Source organism: Nonomuraea sp. NPDC050153 (assembly GCF_044460125.1).
Taxonomy (GTDB): domain Bacteria; phylum Actinomycetota; class Actinomycetes; order Streptosporangiales; family Streptosporangiaceae; genus Nonomuraea.
The window spans coordinates 701,573-716,392 of sequence record NZ_JBITJQ010000002.1 but is presented as its reverse complement, the minus strand read 5'-3'; the positions used below and the strand labels follow the sequence as shown (position 1 = coordinate 716,392).

Sequence of the window (14,820 nt, the reverse complement as noted above, 5' to 3'; positions counted from 1 at the left end):
CGTTACGGCAAGGCCGCGTCTGCGCGCCTGAGAGCGGCTGCCAGCGTGCGGATCGTGGCGGGCTCGTCCATGACCCCGCCCTCCGCCTCCCGCTGCTCCTCCCACGCTGTCACCCGCTCCTGGTACGCCTCGTACCGTTCGAGGTGGAAGGCGTAAACGGTGGCGAAACGGCTCACCAGGTGCGAAGGATGCATGTCCCACCCCTGGTAGAAGCCGTGCCCCAGCGAATGCCTGACCAGCTCGGCGTGCCGCCGCCACAGCGCGTGCACGTCACGGGTGAGCCCGGAGGCGGGCGCGGTGGCCAGCGACCCGTCCGACAGCTCCACCGTCGTGCCCGCGAACGCCGTCTGCATCACGTGCCGGGCATGATCGCACGCCGGATGGTCCAGCCGCTGCTCGTGCGGCGGCAGCCCGATCGCGGCCGTGTAGTCGAAGACGCCGAAATGCGCCGCCACGAGCCGCCCGCCCAGCGACTCCGCCAGGTCCCCGCGCAGGAAGTGCAGCGTCTGCGGCGCCTCCACCTGCATCTCGAACCGCAGCCGCACCTCCAGCTCATCCTCCAGCCGCGCCAGCAGGTCCGTGAACTGACCGAGGTAGGCCTCCATCAGGACCTTGGGGAAGGTCACCGTGAAACCCGGCGGCAGCTCGCCGGCCCGCTCCATCAGCCCCGAGAGGAACAGGTCGAGCGTGCGTACCGACCGCCCGGGGTTCCCGTCGGCGAACGACTTCACCCGCGGCCCCCACCGCCGCGGCAGCGTGCCCGCGGCGTGCATCGTGGCCACCGCCTCGACGGCCTGCGCCACGTGCTCGTCCTCCACCAGGTCGGGACGTACGCCGTACCCGTCCTCGAAGTCGATGCGCACGTCCTCGATCGGCTCGGAGGAGAGCTTCTGGATCACCTTGGAGTGCACGGCGGCGGCCGTCCCGCCGGGCACCCCGAAGACCTCCGCGAGAGCGGCTGGATCGGGCAGATGCGTCTTGACCAGGGACAGCGCCTGATCGCTCCACTCGGAGAGCGTGCGGATCGAGAACCGGTCGGCCGGGACGTAGACGGTGTGGACGGGCTGCCAGCCCGGACCGGCGGAGGGGTAGCGGGCCTGCTGGAGCCGGTAGACCTCGTCGAACCCTTCAGGAACGGCACGCACGGAGCATTGCCTCCAGTCCGACCAGCTTGACGCGTTCGCCCCGGCCCAGCGACCTGGCCAGCTCGGCCTCGGCCGCCTCGATCGCCAGCCACTCCTCGTACGTCACGGGACGCACCCCGCGCGAGGCCAGCAGCGCGTCGATGGCCCCGCCGCCCACTCGCGGGTGGTCGGAGAGGTCGGAAAGGAGCGTGCGGACCGTTTCCGCCGCGTCGGACTTGTTGGTGCCGATCACCCCGGTGGGGCCGCGTTTGAGCCAGCCTGCGACGTATTCGCGGTCGCGCACCCGCCCGGCCTCGTTCGGCACGGTCATGGTCTGCTCCGAGAACGGCACCCCGGGCAGCGGCACGCTCTGGTAGCCCACCGAACGCAGCACCATGCCGACCGGCAGCGTCTCGAACTCGCCCGTGCCGACCACGCGCCCCTCCTCCGACAGGCGGGTGCGTTCGAGCTTGAGGCCCTCCACCCGCTCGGTGCCGAGGATCTCCACGGGCCGCAGCCAGAAACGCACGTCGAGGCGGCGCGGTCGGCCCACCGGGTTGCGGGCGGCCCAGGACTGCAGGACCTTGATGTTGCCCTGGACCTGGCGCGGGAAGTCGACGCCCAGGACGACGGCCTCGTCGGGGCGGACGCAGACGTCGGCGTTGGCCAGCTCGCCCAGCTCGCGCAGCTCCTTCAGGGTGAACTTGGCGTGCTCGGGGCCGCGCCGGCCGATCATGTGGATGGCTTTGACCTGGCTCTCCTCCAGGCGTTCGAGCACGTCGTGCGGCACGTCCGTGGAGCGCAGCTCCTCGTGGGTCTTGGCCAGGACGCGTACGACGTCGACCGCCACATTGCCGACGCCGATCACCGCGACCTCGGAGGTGTCGAGCGTGAACCGCCCCGGATCGACGTCGGGGTGCCCGCAGTACCAGTTGACGAAGTCGGTCGCCGCCACGCTGCCGGGCAGGTCCTCGCCGGGGATGCCGAGCTTCCTGTCGACCATCGCGCCCGTGCAGTAGACCACCGCGTCGTAGGCGCCCAGCAGATCCTCGACCGAGACGTGCTCGCCCAGCGTGACGCCGCCGAGGAAGCGGACCTCGGGCAGTTCGAGCACCTTGCGCAGGTAGTTCGCGATCGACTTGATCGACGTGTGGTCGGGCGCGACGCCGTATCTGACCAGCCCGTATGGGGTCGGCAGGCGTTCGAGGACATCGACCTCGACGGGCTCGGCCGACTGCTTCACCAGAGCCTCGGCCGTGTAGATCCCGGCGGGGCCCGATCCGATGACCGCCACGTGCAACGCCACGCTGCCTCCTAAGACTCGGTTACACGCGTCCCACCAGGTGTAACCGGCCGGTGTGATCCAGGTATCCCCGATCGCCGGTTCGGATGAACCCGTCTTTCGCGAATACCGCATGATCGGTGCTCTTGCCAACGTAGCCGCTCATCACCGCCTCGGAGCGGAGGGACACTTCGCCTTCGTCCTCATCTGACAGTACGCGCCCGCCGGCGTTTCCGATCGACACGTTCACACCGCCGCGTGGCCTGCCGCCGCGGGCCTCGGCGTCCTCGGGCGGGTCGCCGCGCCGGGCGCCGAGCCCCAGCCAACTCGACCCTACCCACCCCGAAGCCTCGCCAGGCGGCCCCGCGCCCCCGTTCAGCCCTTTTCTCCCCGCAAGAGGGCCTCGGCCGACGTACGGAGCGCCAGCTTGTCCACCTTGCCGTTCACGTTCACCGGCAGGGTGTCCACCACGACCACCCGCGCGGGCACCTTGTAGTTGGACATGTTGGCCTTCGCCCAGGCGATCAGCCCCTCGGGATCGACGGCGACCCCGGGCCTGGGAACGACGTACGCCACCCCCGCCTCTCCCTTGACCGGGTCCGGCACGCCCACGACCGCCACCTGCGCCGGCGACCCCTCCCGCAGCAGCAGCGACTCCACCTCGGCCGGCGACACGTTGAACCCGTTGACGATGTAGAGCTCCTTCCTCCGGTCGACGATGGCCAGATTGCCCGACGGGTCCAGCACGCCCACGTCGCCCGTGTGCAGCCACCCGTCGCCGTCGACGACCTCCGCCGTCCTCGCGGGCTCGCCCCAGTACCCCCGCATCACGCCGTAGCCCCGCTGCAGGATCTCCCCGCGCTCCCCGGCGCCGGCCTCCTTCCCGTCGTCGTCCACGATCCGCACCTCGATCCCGGGCACGGCCCGGCCGGTGGTGTTCGCGATGACGTCGATGGGGTCCCCGGCGCGGGTCATGGAGACGACCGTGCCCTCCATCAGCCCGTACGCGTTGATCATCCGTTCCAGCCCCACCCGCTCCACCAGCCGGGTGATCAGGCTGGACGGCACGGCGGCGGCGCCGCAGATGGCCACGCGCAGCGAGGACACGTCCCAGGACCCGCGGTCCAGCTCGTCCAGGATGCGGTGGAACAGCGTCGGCGGCCCGGCCAGCACCGTGATCCGTTCGGAGGAGATCAGCGACATCAGGGCGTCGGGCGTGAAGATGGGGATCGGCAGCATCGTGGCCCGGCGCAGGACGCAGGCGATGAGCCCCGCGTTCAGCCCGAACCCGTGGCTGAACGGGGCGATGACCGGATAGCGGTCGCGGTCGTCCAGGGTGACGATCTCGGACCAGTCCCAGTAGCCGCGCAGGACCTGGGCGTGGTCGAGCATGACGCCCTTGGGCACACCCGTGGTGCCCGACGTGGACATGATCTCGCACAGGTCCTCGGGGCGTACGGCGAGCGCCCGCTCCTCGGCCTCCCGCGCGGAGACCCGCGTGCCCAGGGCGCGTAAGTCGTCCGGGCGGCGCAGGCCGGGAAGGGGCGGCAGGAGATCGGCGAGCGGGGTGGACGACGGGCCCGCTCCGGTGATGAGCACCTTGGCGCCGGTCTTCTCGATCAGCTGGGCCGCCTCGATGCCCTTGAAACGGGACGAGAGCGGCACGATGACGGCGCCCGCGTCCCAGACGCCGAACGCGTGCCGCACCCAGAACGCCGAGTTCACCCCCCACATCGCCACCCGGTCCCCGGGGCCGACGCCGAGCGCGATGAGGCCGCGGGCGATCTCTGCGGCCGAGGTCCGCAGCTCGGACAGCGTCATCCGCGCGCGGCCCTCGGCGACCACGATGGCGTCGGGGTGGTGCGCTGCCTGGTCGCGAAGCATGCGGGGGAGCGTTCCCCAGTCCGGCATCGGTGCCATCGGTTGCCCCTAGGTGATGAGAGCGCGGTCCCTTCCGAGGTGGTGGCCGCGCAGGTCGTTCACCGTGCCCGGCGCCGGGGCCTCGGAGACGTCCTGGGCGATCTCCACGTTGATCGAGATGGGTGTCAGCGCCTGGACGGCCTGCTGGATCCTCGACTTCCACATGGGGTTCCTGACCAGGCTCGCCCGGCTGAACGTGACCGTGAGCACCGCCGCGTCCAGCGTCCCCTGACGGCTGATCGCCAGGTCCCAGCCGGACACGCCGTCGACCTTGGACAGCGCCTTCTCGATCCGCGCCAGCGCCAGCCACACGCCTCTGACCAGCACGTGATCGCCCACCGTGTGGGCCGGCGCGGGTGTGCCCGCGCCGGCGAGCCTGGCGACCTGGCCGGTCCTGAGCACGGTGTCGCCGGCCGCGGAGGTGACGACCAGCTCGGCGAGCTCGGCCGCGGGGTCGGGGGAGTCGTCCTTGGTCAGCGCCGCCAGGCCCAGCGCGTCGTCGGCGAGCGGGGTGAGCGGGTCGTCCTCCGAGGCCCGCCACGCCAGCGCGCCGCCGGTGAACGGGCTGGTGAACACCTCCGTCACCCTGGCCTCGAACTCCCCCGCCAGGTGGGCCATCGTCCGTCTGGAGGCGATCTCGCCGGTGAGGACGATGTTCCTGAGCCCGAGATCCAGCGGGTCCAGCAGGAACTCCAGGTGCAGGCGGGCCAGGAAGTCCATCGCGCCCGTCGGGGTGGCGACCAGGGTGGTGGCCTTCAGCGCGGTCAGCGCGTGGTGCAGGCGCATCCGGCCGCGCGGGCCCACGTCCGCGGCGGCCTCGGCCGCGTCGGCCGCGGCGGCCGTCCACAGCGCCCCGGCGGGTTCGGCCAGGGCGACCACGACGCGCTCGCGCTCGCCGACCCCGGCCTCGCGCAGCGCCTTCGCGGTCAGCACGTGGTCGCGGGGGTCCAGCGGGACGGCGCTCGACAGGTCGGGGGAGACGAGCAGGAGCCCGGTGGCCGAGCGCGCGGCGGCGCCGAGGTCGTCACGGGTGAGCCAGCGGGCCATCAAACCACCACCTCCGTACGGTCGAGCGTCCGGGGCGTCGGGCGAGAGCGGGCCGTCGACCTGATCAACGTGCCACCTCGGTCATGAACAGCGTCATCGAGTCGCACACCCGCTCATGCGCCAGCCCGCCCACCTGCGCCTGGATGATGAGGTCCGTCGCGCCCGCCTCGGCGATCCTGGCCAGGGCCTTGCGCGAGCCCTCCACGTCGTCCACCACCACCATCAGGTGCTCCCGCAGCGTGGCCATGGACTCCTCTGGCGGCATCCCGGCCGCGAGCTGCCCCAGCACCCGGTGGGTGGCGTGGCGGGCGTCGTAGTAGTCGGGCGGGGTGACGAGGTTGACCTGGCGGCGGATGTACCACAGGACGGCGTCGGCGGCCGTGGCGGTCGCCTCGTCCCGGGTCCGGGCGACGTGCCAGGGGATCATCAGGGCGACGCGGCGGCTCGCCGGGTCGAAGCCGTGCTCCGCCAGGCACTCCCGATATTTCGCGATGTCGGAGGCCACGTCGTCGATGCCCTTGAGCATCGTCATGCCGAGCAGGTTGTACCCGTGCCTGGCCGCCGCCAGGTAGCCCTCCAGCGAGGTCGACGCCACCCACACCGGTGGGTGCGGCCGCTGGGCCGGGCGCGGGTAGACGGCCACGTCGGGGATCTCGAAGAACTCGTTCGACCGGCTGACCGGCTCGCCGTCGGCCTGCCAGATGGCCAGCGTCGCCTCCAGCGAGTCCTCCCAGATCTGCCGCGACTTCTCGAACGGCCGCTGGAACGCCTGGTACTCCAGGGGCGAGGCCCCCCGCCCCGTGCCGAACTCCACCCGGCCGCCGCTCAGCACGTCCAGCGTGGCGACGCGCTCGGCCGTGCGGATCGGGGACTGGAACGGCAGCAGCACCACGCCGAGTCCCAGGTGGATGCGCTCGGTGCGCTGCGAAACGGCGGCCAGGACCAGGTCGGGCGCGGAGGAGTGGGAGAAGCCCCTGGTGAAGTGGTGCTCCACGAACCAGGCCGTGTCGAACCCCAGCCGATCGCCCAGCACGACCTGGTCGACCACGTTCTGGAACGTCTGCTGCTCCACTTCGCGGGTGCGCCCGCGGACCTCCAGCTCATACCCCAGGCTGATCCGTAGGGACGTCATCGCGCCTCCGAAGTAGGAAACCAAGCGCTCGCTTGGTAGAGCGTATCAGCAGCGAAGACTTGCGGGAAGGGCGCGGACCCGATCAGAGTGGATGCCTGTGAAGCGAAAGCGCGCGCTGCGGCGGCCCAAGGACGGTCCGTTCCCCGATTCCGCCGACGACGACTTCTCGCTCACCAGTGCCCGGAGATATGAGGCGTTCGGCCGGGTGATGGCCGCGCTCGCCACCGAGGCCGACTTCATCGAGTCCTGCCGCGACCTGACGTGGTGGCGCGGGGCCGATCACAGCTGGCACGTCGAGTGGCGCGACGGCCCGTACGCGTCGGAGGTGGCCTCGCTGCTGGCCCAGCAGGTGCGCGACCCCGACTACGACGGCTCGCTCGTCACCGAGGCCGGCCCGGGAAGCAGCGGTTCGGCCGTGCTCGACGTGATGGGCGTGCGGTTCGAGCTGCGCGCGATCGACCCGATCGGGCGGGCCACCGTACGGGAGCGGCCCGGCTTCTGGCGCCTCGCCGAGGCCCTCGACACCACCCGCCGCACCAACACCCGCCACCCATGGGAAGAACTGCTCGGCGGCTAGCCGAGGGCGTGGGCCGCGAGCCGGGCGCGATGGGCCTGCGGCGGGCCGAAAAGCTGCGCGTCCGAGGTGGCGCGCTTGAGGTAGCGATGTGCGGGATGCTCCCAGGTGATCCCGATCCCGCCGTGAATCTGGATGTTCTCGCCGGCCGCCGCCAGATAAGCCTCCGTGCAGTACGACCCGGCGATCGCCGCGTACACCCCGTCGACCGCCGCGGCCCCCGCCGCCGACCTGGCCGACTCCACGAGCAGCAGCAGATCGGCGAGCTTGTGCTTGATCGCCTGGAACGACCCGATCGGCCGCCCGAACTGCCGCCGCCGCTTCGCGTGCTCGACCGCCATCTCCAGGCACCGCTGCGCCCCGCCCACCTGCTCGGCGGCCAGCGCCGCGATCCCGAGGTCGCGCACGCGGGTCCACGACGAGCCGTCGCCGAGCCGGCGTACCGGGGTGTCCTGGAAGGAGAGCTCCTGCAGCGGCCGGCTCTCGTCCATGGTCCGGTACGTCCTGCGCCCGGCGGGCGCGGCCGCCACCAGGAGCCCGTCCGCGTAGACCAGCGCCAGCTCGCCCGCCGGCGCGTACGGGACCACGCCCGTGAGCAGGCCGGACTCCAGCCGGAGGCGGGCGCCGTCGTCCGGCGGCACCACGGTCGCGGTCGTGGAGCCGTCGGCCAGCGTCGCGAGGAGGTCGTGCGCCCCGCTCGCCCTGAGCGCCTCGACGGCCATCACCGCCGTCTGCAGGAACGGGTGGGGCGACAGTGCCCGGCCCAGTTCCTCGGCCACGGCGGCCATTTCGGCCGGACCGCATCCCGTCCCTCCGTGTTCTTCGGGGACGAGCAGCCCCGCGATTCCCACGTCGCGCGCGAAAGCCTGCCACGGTGCGTCCGGCCGGTCGGCGAGGTAGTCGCGGACGACGGCGCCCAGCTCATCGGGGAGTGCCACGGAGCCATCTTAACCAAGCGGTTGCTTGTTTGACATCCGGGTGACCGAAATTTGCCTTTTTTGTACAGTCACATAATCTGCAAGTGGTCGTCCCAAGGGTTAGCCGAGGAGGGGTTGACCAGGGAAATGGATATGAACGACACCAGCATCGACTACGCCGATCTCGCCGAATATGACCGGCGGCAGCGCTGCATCGAACATCACCTCCTGTCGGCCTTCTTCGGGGGACTCGCCGTCGGGATCGCCGGCATGCTCATGGCCGGCAAGGGCCCCGAGTGGGTCGGCCAGATCTACGACCCGTACGTCTACCTCGGCCTGACGCTGGCCGTGGGCGCCACGGCGTCGGGGTTCGGGTGGGCACTGCTGACGACGTTCCTGGCCGTGGCGTCCACGCTGGTCGCGGCCCTGGGCGCGAGCGCGCTGAAGGGCGACCCGGCCTTCGACGTCGTCGGGGGCAGCGCCGCCGGGCTCAACTGGACGCTCGCCCTGCTCGTCGGCCTGGGCCTGCTCGCGTTCGCCACCCGCAGGGACGACGTCTGGGGCGACCTCGCGGCGGGCGCGGTCGGCGCGGCGCTGATCGCCGACGTGGTGGACCGGGCGACGCCGGGGTTCATCGACAGCGAGCGGTCGTTCTGGCCGGTCCCCGCGCTGGTGATCGGGTTGCTGTCCGTCGCCCTGGTGCTGGTGATGCGCAGGAACGGCCGGGGCCGGGTGCGCGCGCTGGTGCTGTCCGCGGTGTTCGCCGGCGTGTTCATGGCGGTTTTGGCTGCCTTCGTGTCCGGCTGGATCCCGTCGCCGGTCTGACGTCCCTTCCGGACCTGTGGATAAGGTCGCGCGCGGCGCCACCCGGAGTCGATAGCCTGTAGTCCTTCACTTCCAGGTTCGAGCAAGGAGTAGCCGTGTTGCTGCGCATGTCGTCGTTGTTTCTTCGCACCCTGCGGGACGACCCGGCAGACGCGGAAGTGCCGAGCCACAAGCTCCTGGTCCGCGCCGGCTACGTCCGCCGGGTGGCGCCCGGGATCTACTCCTGGCTGCCCCTCGGCAAGATGGTGCTGGAAAACGTCGCCAGGATCGTCCGCGAGGAGATGAACCGGATGGGCGGCCAGGAGGTGCTCTTCCCCGCCCTGCTGCCCCGCGAATACTACGAGGCCACCGGCCGCTGGACCGAATACGGCGACACGCTCTTCCGGCTCCAGGACCGCAAGGGCGCCGACTACCTCCTCGGGCCCACGCACGAGGAGCTCTTCACCGACATGGTCAAGGGCGAATACTCCTCGTACAAGGACTATCCGGTCACCCTTTACCAGATCCAGACCAAATACCGCGACGAGGCCCGGCCCAGGGCGGGCATCCTGCGCGGGCGCGAGTTCCTGATGAAGGACTCGTACTCGTTCGACCTCGACGACGACGGGCTCAAGCACTCCTACGAGCAGCACCGCGAGACCTACATCCGCACCTTCGACCGGCTCGGCATCAACTACAAGATCGTGTTCGCCCAGTCCGGGGCGATGGGCGGGTCGGCGTCGGAGGAGTTCCTGGCGCCCACGCCCACGGGCGAGGACACGTTCGTGGCCTGCCACTCCTGCGGCTACGCCGCCAACGCCGAGGCCGTCGTCACGACCGCGCCCGCCGCCCGCTCGATCGACGACGCGGCGCCGCTGCAGGTCATGGACACGCCCGACACCCCGACCATCGAGACGCTGGTGTCGTACGTCAACGAGCACCACGGCCTGTCCGTCACCGCCGCCGACACGCTCAAGAACGTCGTGGTCAAGGTCTCCACGCCGGGCTCCGACAAGGTCGAGACCCTGATCATCGGCGTGCCCGGAGACCGCGAGGTCGACTTCAAGCGTCTGGAGGCGGCGCTGGCGCCCGGCGAGCCCGCCATCTTCGAGGCCGCCGACTTCGCCAAGCACCCCGGGCTCGTACGCGGCTACATCGGGCCGCAGGTCCTGCGCTCGCTCGGCATCCGCTACCTCGTCGACCCCCGGGTCGTCACCGGCACGTCCTGGGTGACGGGCGCCAACGAGCCGGGCAAGCACGCCGCCAACGTGGTGGCCGGTCGCGACTTCACCCCCGACGGCACGATCGAGGCCGCCGAGGTGCGCGCCGGCGACCCCTGCCCCCGGTGCGGCTCCGAGCTGTCCATCGACCGCGGCATCGAGATCGGCCACATCTTCCAGCTGGGCCGCAAATACGCCGACGCCGCCGGCCTCGACGCCCTCGGCCCCGACGGCAAGCCGATCCGCATCACGATGGGCTCCTACGGCATCGGCGTCTCCCGGGCCGTGGCGGTCATCGCCGAGCAGGCCTATGACGCGCTCGGGCTCGTGTGGCCCCGCGAGGTCGCTCCCGCGGACGTGCACATCGTCGGGACCGGCAAGGAAAACCAGGTGGAGGCGGCCCTGGAGCTGGGGGCCGAGCTGGAGTCGCGCGGGGTGCGGGTGCTCGTGGACGATCGGCCTTCGGTTTCGCCCGGGGTGAAGTTCAAGGACGCCGAGCTGCTGGGCCTGCCGACCATCGTGGTGGTCGGACGCGGGCTGTCGCAGGGGGTCGTGGAGCTTCGGGACCGGGTCTCCGGGGAGAAGTCGGAGATCCCCCTGTCCGAGGCCGCCGACCGCATCGTCGCCGCTCTCGCCTGAGTCCTGGCCGCATCGGCGCCGGGCCTCCGTCCTGACGGGGGCCCGGCGCGCGGTCCCGCCCCCCGTCGTCTCGCCGACGCGGCGCGTTGGGGGCGGGTGTCTCAACCGCTCGTCGCCGGCCCCGAACACCGCCGCCGTCGAAGGGCCGTCTCGTCGACGCTTGGGCAGGAGCGGGGAAAGGCGTGTGGGCGGTGGCTCGGAGGCGGCGTCAGACGGTGGGGAGGACGGGGGTCTTGGCGCGGCGGCGGAGCAGGGGCGGGCCGATGAGGCAGGCGGTTGCGATGAGCAGGATGGCCAGGGAGACCGGGCGGGTGACGAAGATCGAGGGGTCGCCCTCGCTGAAGGCCAGGGCGCGGCGGAACTGGACCTCCATCAGCGGCCCCAGCACCGCTCCCAGGATCAGCGGCGCCACCGGGTATCGGGCCCGGTGCAGGACCCAGCCCAGCAGGCCGAACCCGTACGCCACCAGCACCTCGAAGACGCTCTGGGAGATCGAGTAGACCCCCAGCGTGGCGAAGGTCAGGATGGCGGCCGTGAGGAGGGCGGCGGGGACGCTGAGGAGCTTCACCCAGACCCGGATCAGCGGCAGGTTGAGCACCAGCAGCATCACGTTGCCGATGTAGAGGCTGGCGATCAGCGTCCACACCAGCACCGGTTGCTGGTCGAAGAGCTGCGGCCCGGGTTGCACGTTGTAGATCTGGAAGGCGATCAGCAGCATGCTCGCCGTGGCCGATGTCGGGATCCCCAGCGTCAGCAGCGGCACCAGGACCCCGGAGAACGCCGCGTTGTTGGCCGCCTCGGGACCCGCCACGCCCTCGATCGCGCCCTGGCCGAACTCCTCCTTGTGCTTGGACAGCCGCTTCTCGACGTTGTAGCTCAGGAACGTGGGCAGTTCGGCGCCCCCGGCCGGCAGCGACCCGATCGGCAGCCCGAACAGGGTCCCGCGCAGCCAGGGCTTCCAGGACCTGCGCCAGTCCTCGCGGGTCATCCCCACTTTCCCGGAGACCGCGACGGGAGGCTGCGCCGGCCGGTGCCGGGCGGCGGCCGTGGAGATCGCCTCCGCCACCGCGAACAGCCCCACCGCGACCGCCACCACCGACAGCCCCTCGTAGAGGTCGGGCAGGCCGAAGGCGAAGCGCGGTTGCCCGGTCATCTGGTCGATCCCCACCATCCCGATCGTCAGCCCGAGGAACAGGCTCGACAGCCCCCGTACGATCGAGTCCCCCATGAGCGAGGTCACCGTCACGAACGCGAGCACCATGATCGAGAAGTACTCGGCCGGCTGGATCAACTTGGCGATGTTCGACATGCCGGGGGCCAGGAACGTGATGACGATCGTGGAGATCGTGCCCGCCACGAACGACCCGATGGCCGCCGTGGCCAGGGCCGCCCCCGCCCGGCCGCGCCGGGCCATCGGATAGCCCTCGAGCGTGGTGGGGATGGAGGCCGTCTCGCCCGGGATGTTCAGCAGGATCGCGGTCGTCGAGCCGCCGTACATGCCGCCGTAGTAGATCCCGGCGAACATCACGAACGCCCCCACCGGATCGAACACGAACGTCAGCGGCAGCAGCAACGCGATCGTCGTGGCGGGGCCGAGCCCGGGCAGCACGCCGACCAGCGTGCCGACGGTGACGCCGAGTATGGCGAGCAGCAGGTTCTGCAGGCTCAGCGCGTGGCCGAAGCCGTCCAGCAGGTTGCCGAGCACGTCCATCTCAGATCGCCAATCTGACCAGGCCCGGCGGCAGCGAGATGCCTAGGAGCCGGTCGAACAGGAAGTACGTGGCCAGCGCCAGCGCCAGCCCCACGAACACGTCGCGCACCAGCCTCCTGCTGCCCAGCACCCTGGCCACGGCGACGAAGAAGACGGTGGTCGCCTGCCAGTAGCCGACCGGGACCAGGAGGAGCGCGTAGGCGGCCAGGCTGCCGATCAGAAGCAGGACGGAGGGCCAGTGCGGCCTCTCCGCGGCCGCCGCACCGTCGTCGATGCCGTCGTCGATGCCGGCGCTGATATCGGCGCCGATGCTGCCGCCGATGCCGGCGCTGATACCACTGCTGATGCCGTCGGCGCCTTCGGACACCGGCTCCCGCGTGCCCGGTCTGAAGGCCTGGACGACCCCGATGACGGACACCACCGCCAGCCCGACCCCCACCAGCAGCGGGAACGCGCGCGGTCCCACCGCCTGGTAGCCCTCGCCCTGCGGGATCGCGAACGCCTGGGCCAGCACCACCACGGCCGTCGCCAGGAACCCGAGCGAGACGATCCGCTGTGTCACTTGCCGAGCCCCAGTTCGCCCAGGATGGTGGTGACCTGGGTGCGCTGCTGGGTCAGCACCTGGGCGAACTGGTCGCCCGGCCGCCAGTCCTCGACCCAGTTGTTGCGTTCGAGGACCTTCTTCCAGCAGGAGGTCTGGCGCACCTTGTCCAGCAGGCCGATGACGTCCTGCTGCTGCTCCTTGGTCAGGCCCGCGGGCGCGAGCACGCCGGCCAGCGTGGAGATCGCCGCGTTGCCCAGGCCCAGCTCCTTCATCGTGGGCGCGTCGATGCCCGCGACCCGCTGCTCCGAGTCCACCGCCAGCACCCGCAGCTCGCCCGCGGAGATCTGCGCGCGCAGCTCGGCGACCGTGTCGATGCCGGCCGTGGCGGCACCGCTGAGCAGCAGGTTCAGGGACTCGCCGCCGCCCGCGGTGGGGACGAAGTTGACGTCCTTGGCGGCGACGTTGCGGTCCTTGGCCAGCCCCGCCACCGTCATCTGGCCGGGCCCGCCGAGCGAGCCGCCCGTCCACTTGACGCTGTGGGGCTTGGCCTCCATGGCGTCCAGCACCGACTTCAGGTCCGCGTACGGCGACTTCTTGGCCACCACGATGGCGGTCGGCCCCCGACTCAGCCCGGCCACGGGGGTGAGGGTGGACAGGTCGACCGGCGACTTGTTGTTCACGATGCCGCCCAGCATGGTCACGCTGTCCATGACCATGAGCTGGTACGGGTCGCCCTGCTTCTTGGCGAACTGGGCCAGCCCGATGGTGCCGCCCGCGCCGGGCACGTTCGTGACCGTGGTGTCCACGTCGGCCACCTTGCACTCGCTGAACGAGCTGGCGATGCCGCGCGCCCGGGTGTCCCAGCCGCCGCCGGGGCTGCCCGGCGCCATGATCGACAGGGGCTTGCTCGGGTAGCCGCCGCCCGAATCGGTGGCCTCGCCGACGGCGCAGCCGGTGAGTGTCACGGCCACCGCGGCGGCGGCCAACAATTTGATCTTCATGATGACTCCCGGGGGGTGAGGATCGATGCGAAGAAGTCCTTGACCGGCTCGAGCACCGACATCGGGTCGTGACCCACGCCCGGTACGACGTCGAGCCGTACATCGATGCCATGGGCCTCGAAGTTGTCGCGCAGCGCCTTGAGCCGCTCGATGCGGGTGACCCCGTGGGCGTCGGCGCCGTCCATCCAGTTGGAGTCGCCCTGGTTGTTGATCTCCCAGGTCTCCACGTCCGCACTGCCCACGACCATCTGCACCGGCACGTCACGAAGCTCCTCGAATCTGGGAGCGCTGCCGAACTCCTCCTCGAACCCCTTCAGCCCGATCCACCACGGGCTGCTGTGATCGATGTACGTTATCCGCCCTGGTGCACCAATTGACAATCCGGTGAGCCGGTCGGGGTGCAGGTACGCGAACCGGTGCACGAACTGGCCGCCGCCGGAGAAACCGTGCAGGAGGAACCGCTCGGTCCGTACGTTGAAGCGCTCGCCGACCTCGTCGACCATGGCCAGCAGCGCGTGGTCGAAGCGAATGCCGCCGTACTTCAGGAACTTGAAGCTGTGCAGGTCGTAGGGGTCGTCGCCGATGCCCGCGGGGAAGAGCGGGGCCAGGACGAGGCAGCCGTGCTTCTCGGCCCACTCGGCGAAGTTGTCCCGGTACTGCGGCCCGCGTCGCCCCGTGCCGTGCTGCAGAACGGCCAGCGGCAGGGGAGCTCCGTCCTGGTCGTGCGCCGACGGCACGTACAAGCAGTAGGAGAACCTCTGGTCGTATCTCGACGCGAATACGGTCGTCGCACCCGCCGAATAGAAGCCGGTCGGATGCTTGACCACGTGCAGTTGCTCAGCCATGACGCCACAGCCTGGGCAAACGCTCGGTGACTCACAAGCAGATTGCCGTCAACGCGGTAA

At 70.9% G+C, this 14,820-nt stretch carries 13 protein-coding genes; 3 read left to right on the top strand and 10 right to left on the bottom strand.

The window, feature by feature from the left end:
- Positions 1-2: 2 nt before the first annotated feature.
- The 5 genes from ACIBQ1_RS07510 to ACIBQ1_RS07490 all read right to left on the bottom strand — a co-directional run bounded on the left by ACIBQ1_RS07510 (position 3) and on the right by ACIBQ1_RS07490 (position 6,505).
- Positions 3-1,145 carry a DUF6986 family protein gene (locus ACIBQ1_RS07510; RefSeq protein WP_397275281.1) on the bottom strand — a complete coding sequence of 381 codons (1,143 nt, stop codon included), beginning with the start codon at positions 1,143-1,145 and terminating at the stop codon, positions 3-5.
- Positions 1,129-2,430 carry an FAD-dependent oxidoreductase gene (locus ACIBQ1_RS07505; protein WP_397275279.1) on the bottom strand — a complete coding sequence of 434 codons (1,302 nt, stop codon included), beginning with the start codon at positions 2,428-2,430 and terminating at the stop codon, positions 1,129-1,131. Before ACIBQ1_RS07505 ends, ACIBQ1_RS07510 begins: the two co-directional genes overlap by 17 nt.
- A gap of 351 nt (positions 2,431-2,781) precedes the next feature.
- Positions 2,782-4,326, bottom strand: a complete 1,545-nt coding sequence (locus tag ACIBQ1_RS07500) for an AMP-binding protein (protein ID WP_397275278.1) — start codon at positions 4,324-4,326, stop codon at positions 2,782-2,784.
- A 9-nt stretch (positions 4,327-4,335) separates the two neighbouring features.
- Positions 4,336-5,373: a hypothetical protein gene (locus ACIBQ1_RS07495; RefSeq protein WP_397275276.1), complete on the bottom strand. Its 1,038-nt coding sequence runs from the start codon at positions 5,371-5,373 to the stop codon at positions 4,336-4,338.
- A 64-nt stretch (positions 5,374-5,437) separates the two neighbouring features.
- Positions 5,438-6,505 carry an LLM class flavin-dependent oxidoreductase gene (locus ACIBQ1_RS07490; protein ID WP_397275274.1) on the bottom strand — a complete coding sequence of 356 codons (1,068 nt, stop codon included), beginning with the start codon at positions 6,503-6,505 and terminating at the stop codon, positions 5,438-5,440.
- Between the two features lie 91 nt (positions 6,506-6,596).
- On the opposite strand from ACIBQ1_RS07490, the gene ACIBQ1_RS07485 reads away from it, so the two are divergent.
- Positions 6,597-7,082 carry a hypothetical protein gene (locus tag ACIBQ1_RS07485; RefSeq protein ID WP_397275272.1) on the top strand — a complete coding sequence of 162 codons (486 nt, stop codon included), beginning with the start codon at positions 6,597-6,599 and terminating at the stop codon, positions 7,080-7,082.
- Here the strand turns inward: ACIBQ1_RS07485 and ACIBQ1_RS07480 are convergent.
- A complete protein-coding gene (locus tag ACIBQ1_RS07480) occupies positions 7,079-8,017 on the bottom strand; it encodes an acyl-CoA dehydrogenase family protein (RefSeq protein WP_397275270.1) in 939 nt (312 codons plus the stop codon). The genes ACIBQ1_RS07485 and ACIBQ1_RS07480 overlap by 4 nt on opposite strands.
- Positions 8,018-8,149: 132 nt before the next feature.
- On the opposite strand from ACIBQ1_RS07480, the gene ACIBQ1_RS07475 reads away from it, so the two are divergent.
- On the top strand, positions 8,150-8,821 hold the full coding sequence (locus ACIBQ1_RS07475; protein ID WP_397275269.1) for a hypothetical protein: 672 nt from the start codon (positions 8,150-8,152) through the stop codon (positions 8,819-8,821).
- A gap of 95 nt (positions 8,822-8,916) precedes the next feature.
- Positions 8,917-10,659: a proline--tRNA ligase gene (locus ACIBQ1_RS07470; RefSeq protein WP_397275267.1), complete on the top strand. Its 1,743-nt coding sequence runs from the start codon at positions 8,917-8,919 to the stop codon at positions 10,657-10,659.
- 208 nt (positions 10,660-10,867) lie between these two features.
- On the opposite strand, the gene ACIBQ1_RS07465 is transcribed toward ACIBQ1_RS07470, so the two are convergent.
- From ACIBQ1_RS07465 to ACIBQ1_RS07450, 4 genes are read right to left on the bottom strand one after another with little or no spacing between them, the layout of a single operon-like run.
- Positions 10,868-12,370 (bottom strand): tripartite tricarboxylate transporter permease, encoded by a 1,503-nt coding sequence (locus ACIBQ1_RS07465; RefSeq protein ID WP_397275265.1) that lies wholly within the window; start codon positions 12,368-12,370, stop codon positions 10,868-10,870.
- A gap of 1 nt (position 12,371) precedes the next feature.
- Positions 12,372-12,932 (bottom strand): tripartite tricarboxylate transporter TctB family protein, encoded by a 561-nt coding sequence (locus ACIBQ1_RS07460; protein WP_397275263.1) that lies wholly within the window; start codon positions 12,930-12,932, stop codon positions 12,372-12,374.
- Complete coding sequence (locus ACIBQ1_RS07455; protein ID WP_397275262.1) at positions 12,929-13,915, bottom strand: Bug family tripartite tricarboxylate transporter substrate binding protein; 987 nt, start codon at positions 13,913-13,915, stop codon at positions 12,929-12,931. Before ACIBQ1_RS07455 ends, ACIBQ1_RS07460 begins: the two co-directional genes overlap by 4 nt.
- Positions 13,912-14,760, bottom strand: coding sequence for a hypothetical protein (locus ACIBQ1_RS07450; RefSeq protein ID WP_397275260.1), 849 nt, complete (start codon positions 14,758-14,760; stop codon positions 13,912-13,914). Before ACIBQ1_RS07450 ends, ACIBQ1_RS07455 begins: the two co-directional genes overlap by 4 nt.
- Positions 14,761-14,820: the final 60 nt, after the last annotated feature.

Bases quoted from the DNA above. Each gene is read 5' to 3' on its own strand.
- ACIBQ1_RS07500 (WP_397275278.1), bottom strand. From the start codon at position 4,326: ATGGCACCGATGCCGGACTGGGGAACGCTCCCCCGCATGCTTCGCGAC.
- ACIBQ1_RS07495 (WP_397275276.1), bottom strand. From the start codon at position 5,373: ATGGCCCGCTGGCTCACCCGTGACGACCTCGGCGCCGCCGCGCGCTCG.
- ACIBQ1_RS07490 (WP_397275274.1), bottom strand. From the start codon at position 6,505: ATGACGTCCCTACGGATCAGCCTGGGGTATGAGCTGGAGGTCCGCGGG.
- ACIBQ1_RS07485 (WP_397275272.1), top strand. From the start codon at position 6,597: ATGCCTGTGAAGCGAAAGCGCGCGCTGCGGCGGCCCAAGGACGGTCCG.
- ACIBQ1_RS07475 (WP_397275269.1), top strand. From the start codon at position 8,150: ATGAACGACACCAGCATCGACTACGCCGATCTCGCCGAATATGACCGG.
- ACIBQ1_RS07465 (WP_397275265.1), bottom strand. From the start codon at position 12,370: ATGGACGTGCTCGGCAACCTGCTGGACGGCTTCGGCCACGCGCTGAGC.
- ACIBQ1_RS07455 (WP_397275262.1), bottom strand. From the start codon at position 13,915: ATGAAGATCAAATTGTTGGCCGCCGCCGCGGTGGCCGTGACACTCACC.
- ACIBQ1_RS07450 (WP_397275260.1), bottom strand. From the start codon at position 14,760: ATGGCTGAGCAACTGCACGTGGTCAAGCATCCGACCGGCTTCTATTCG.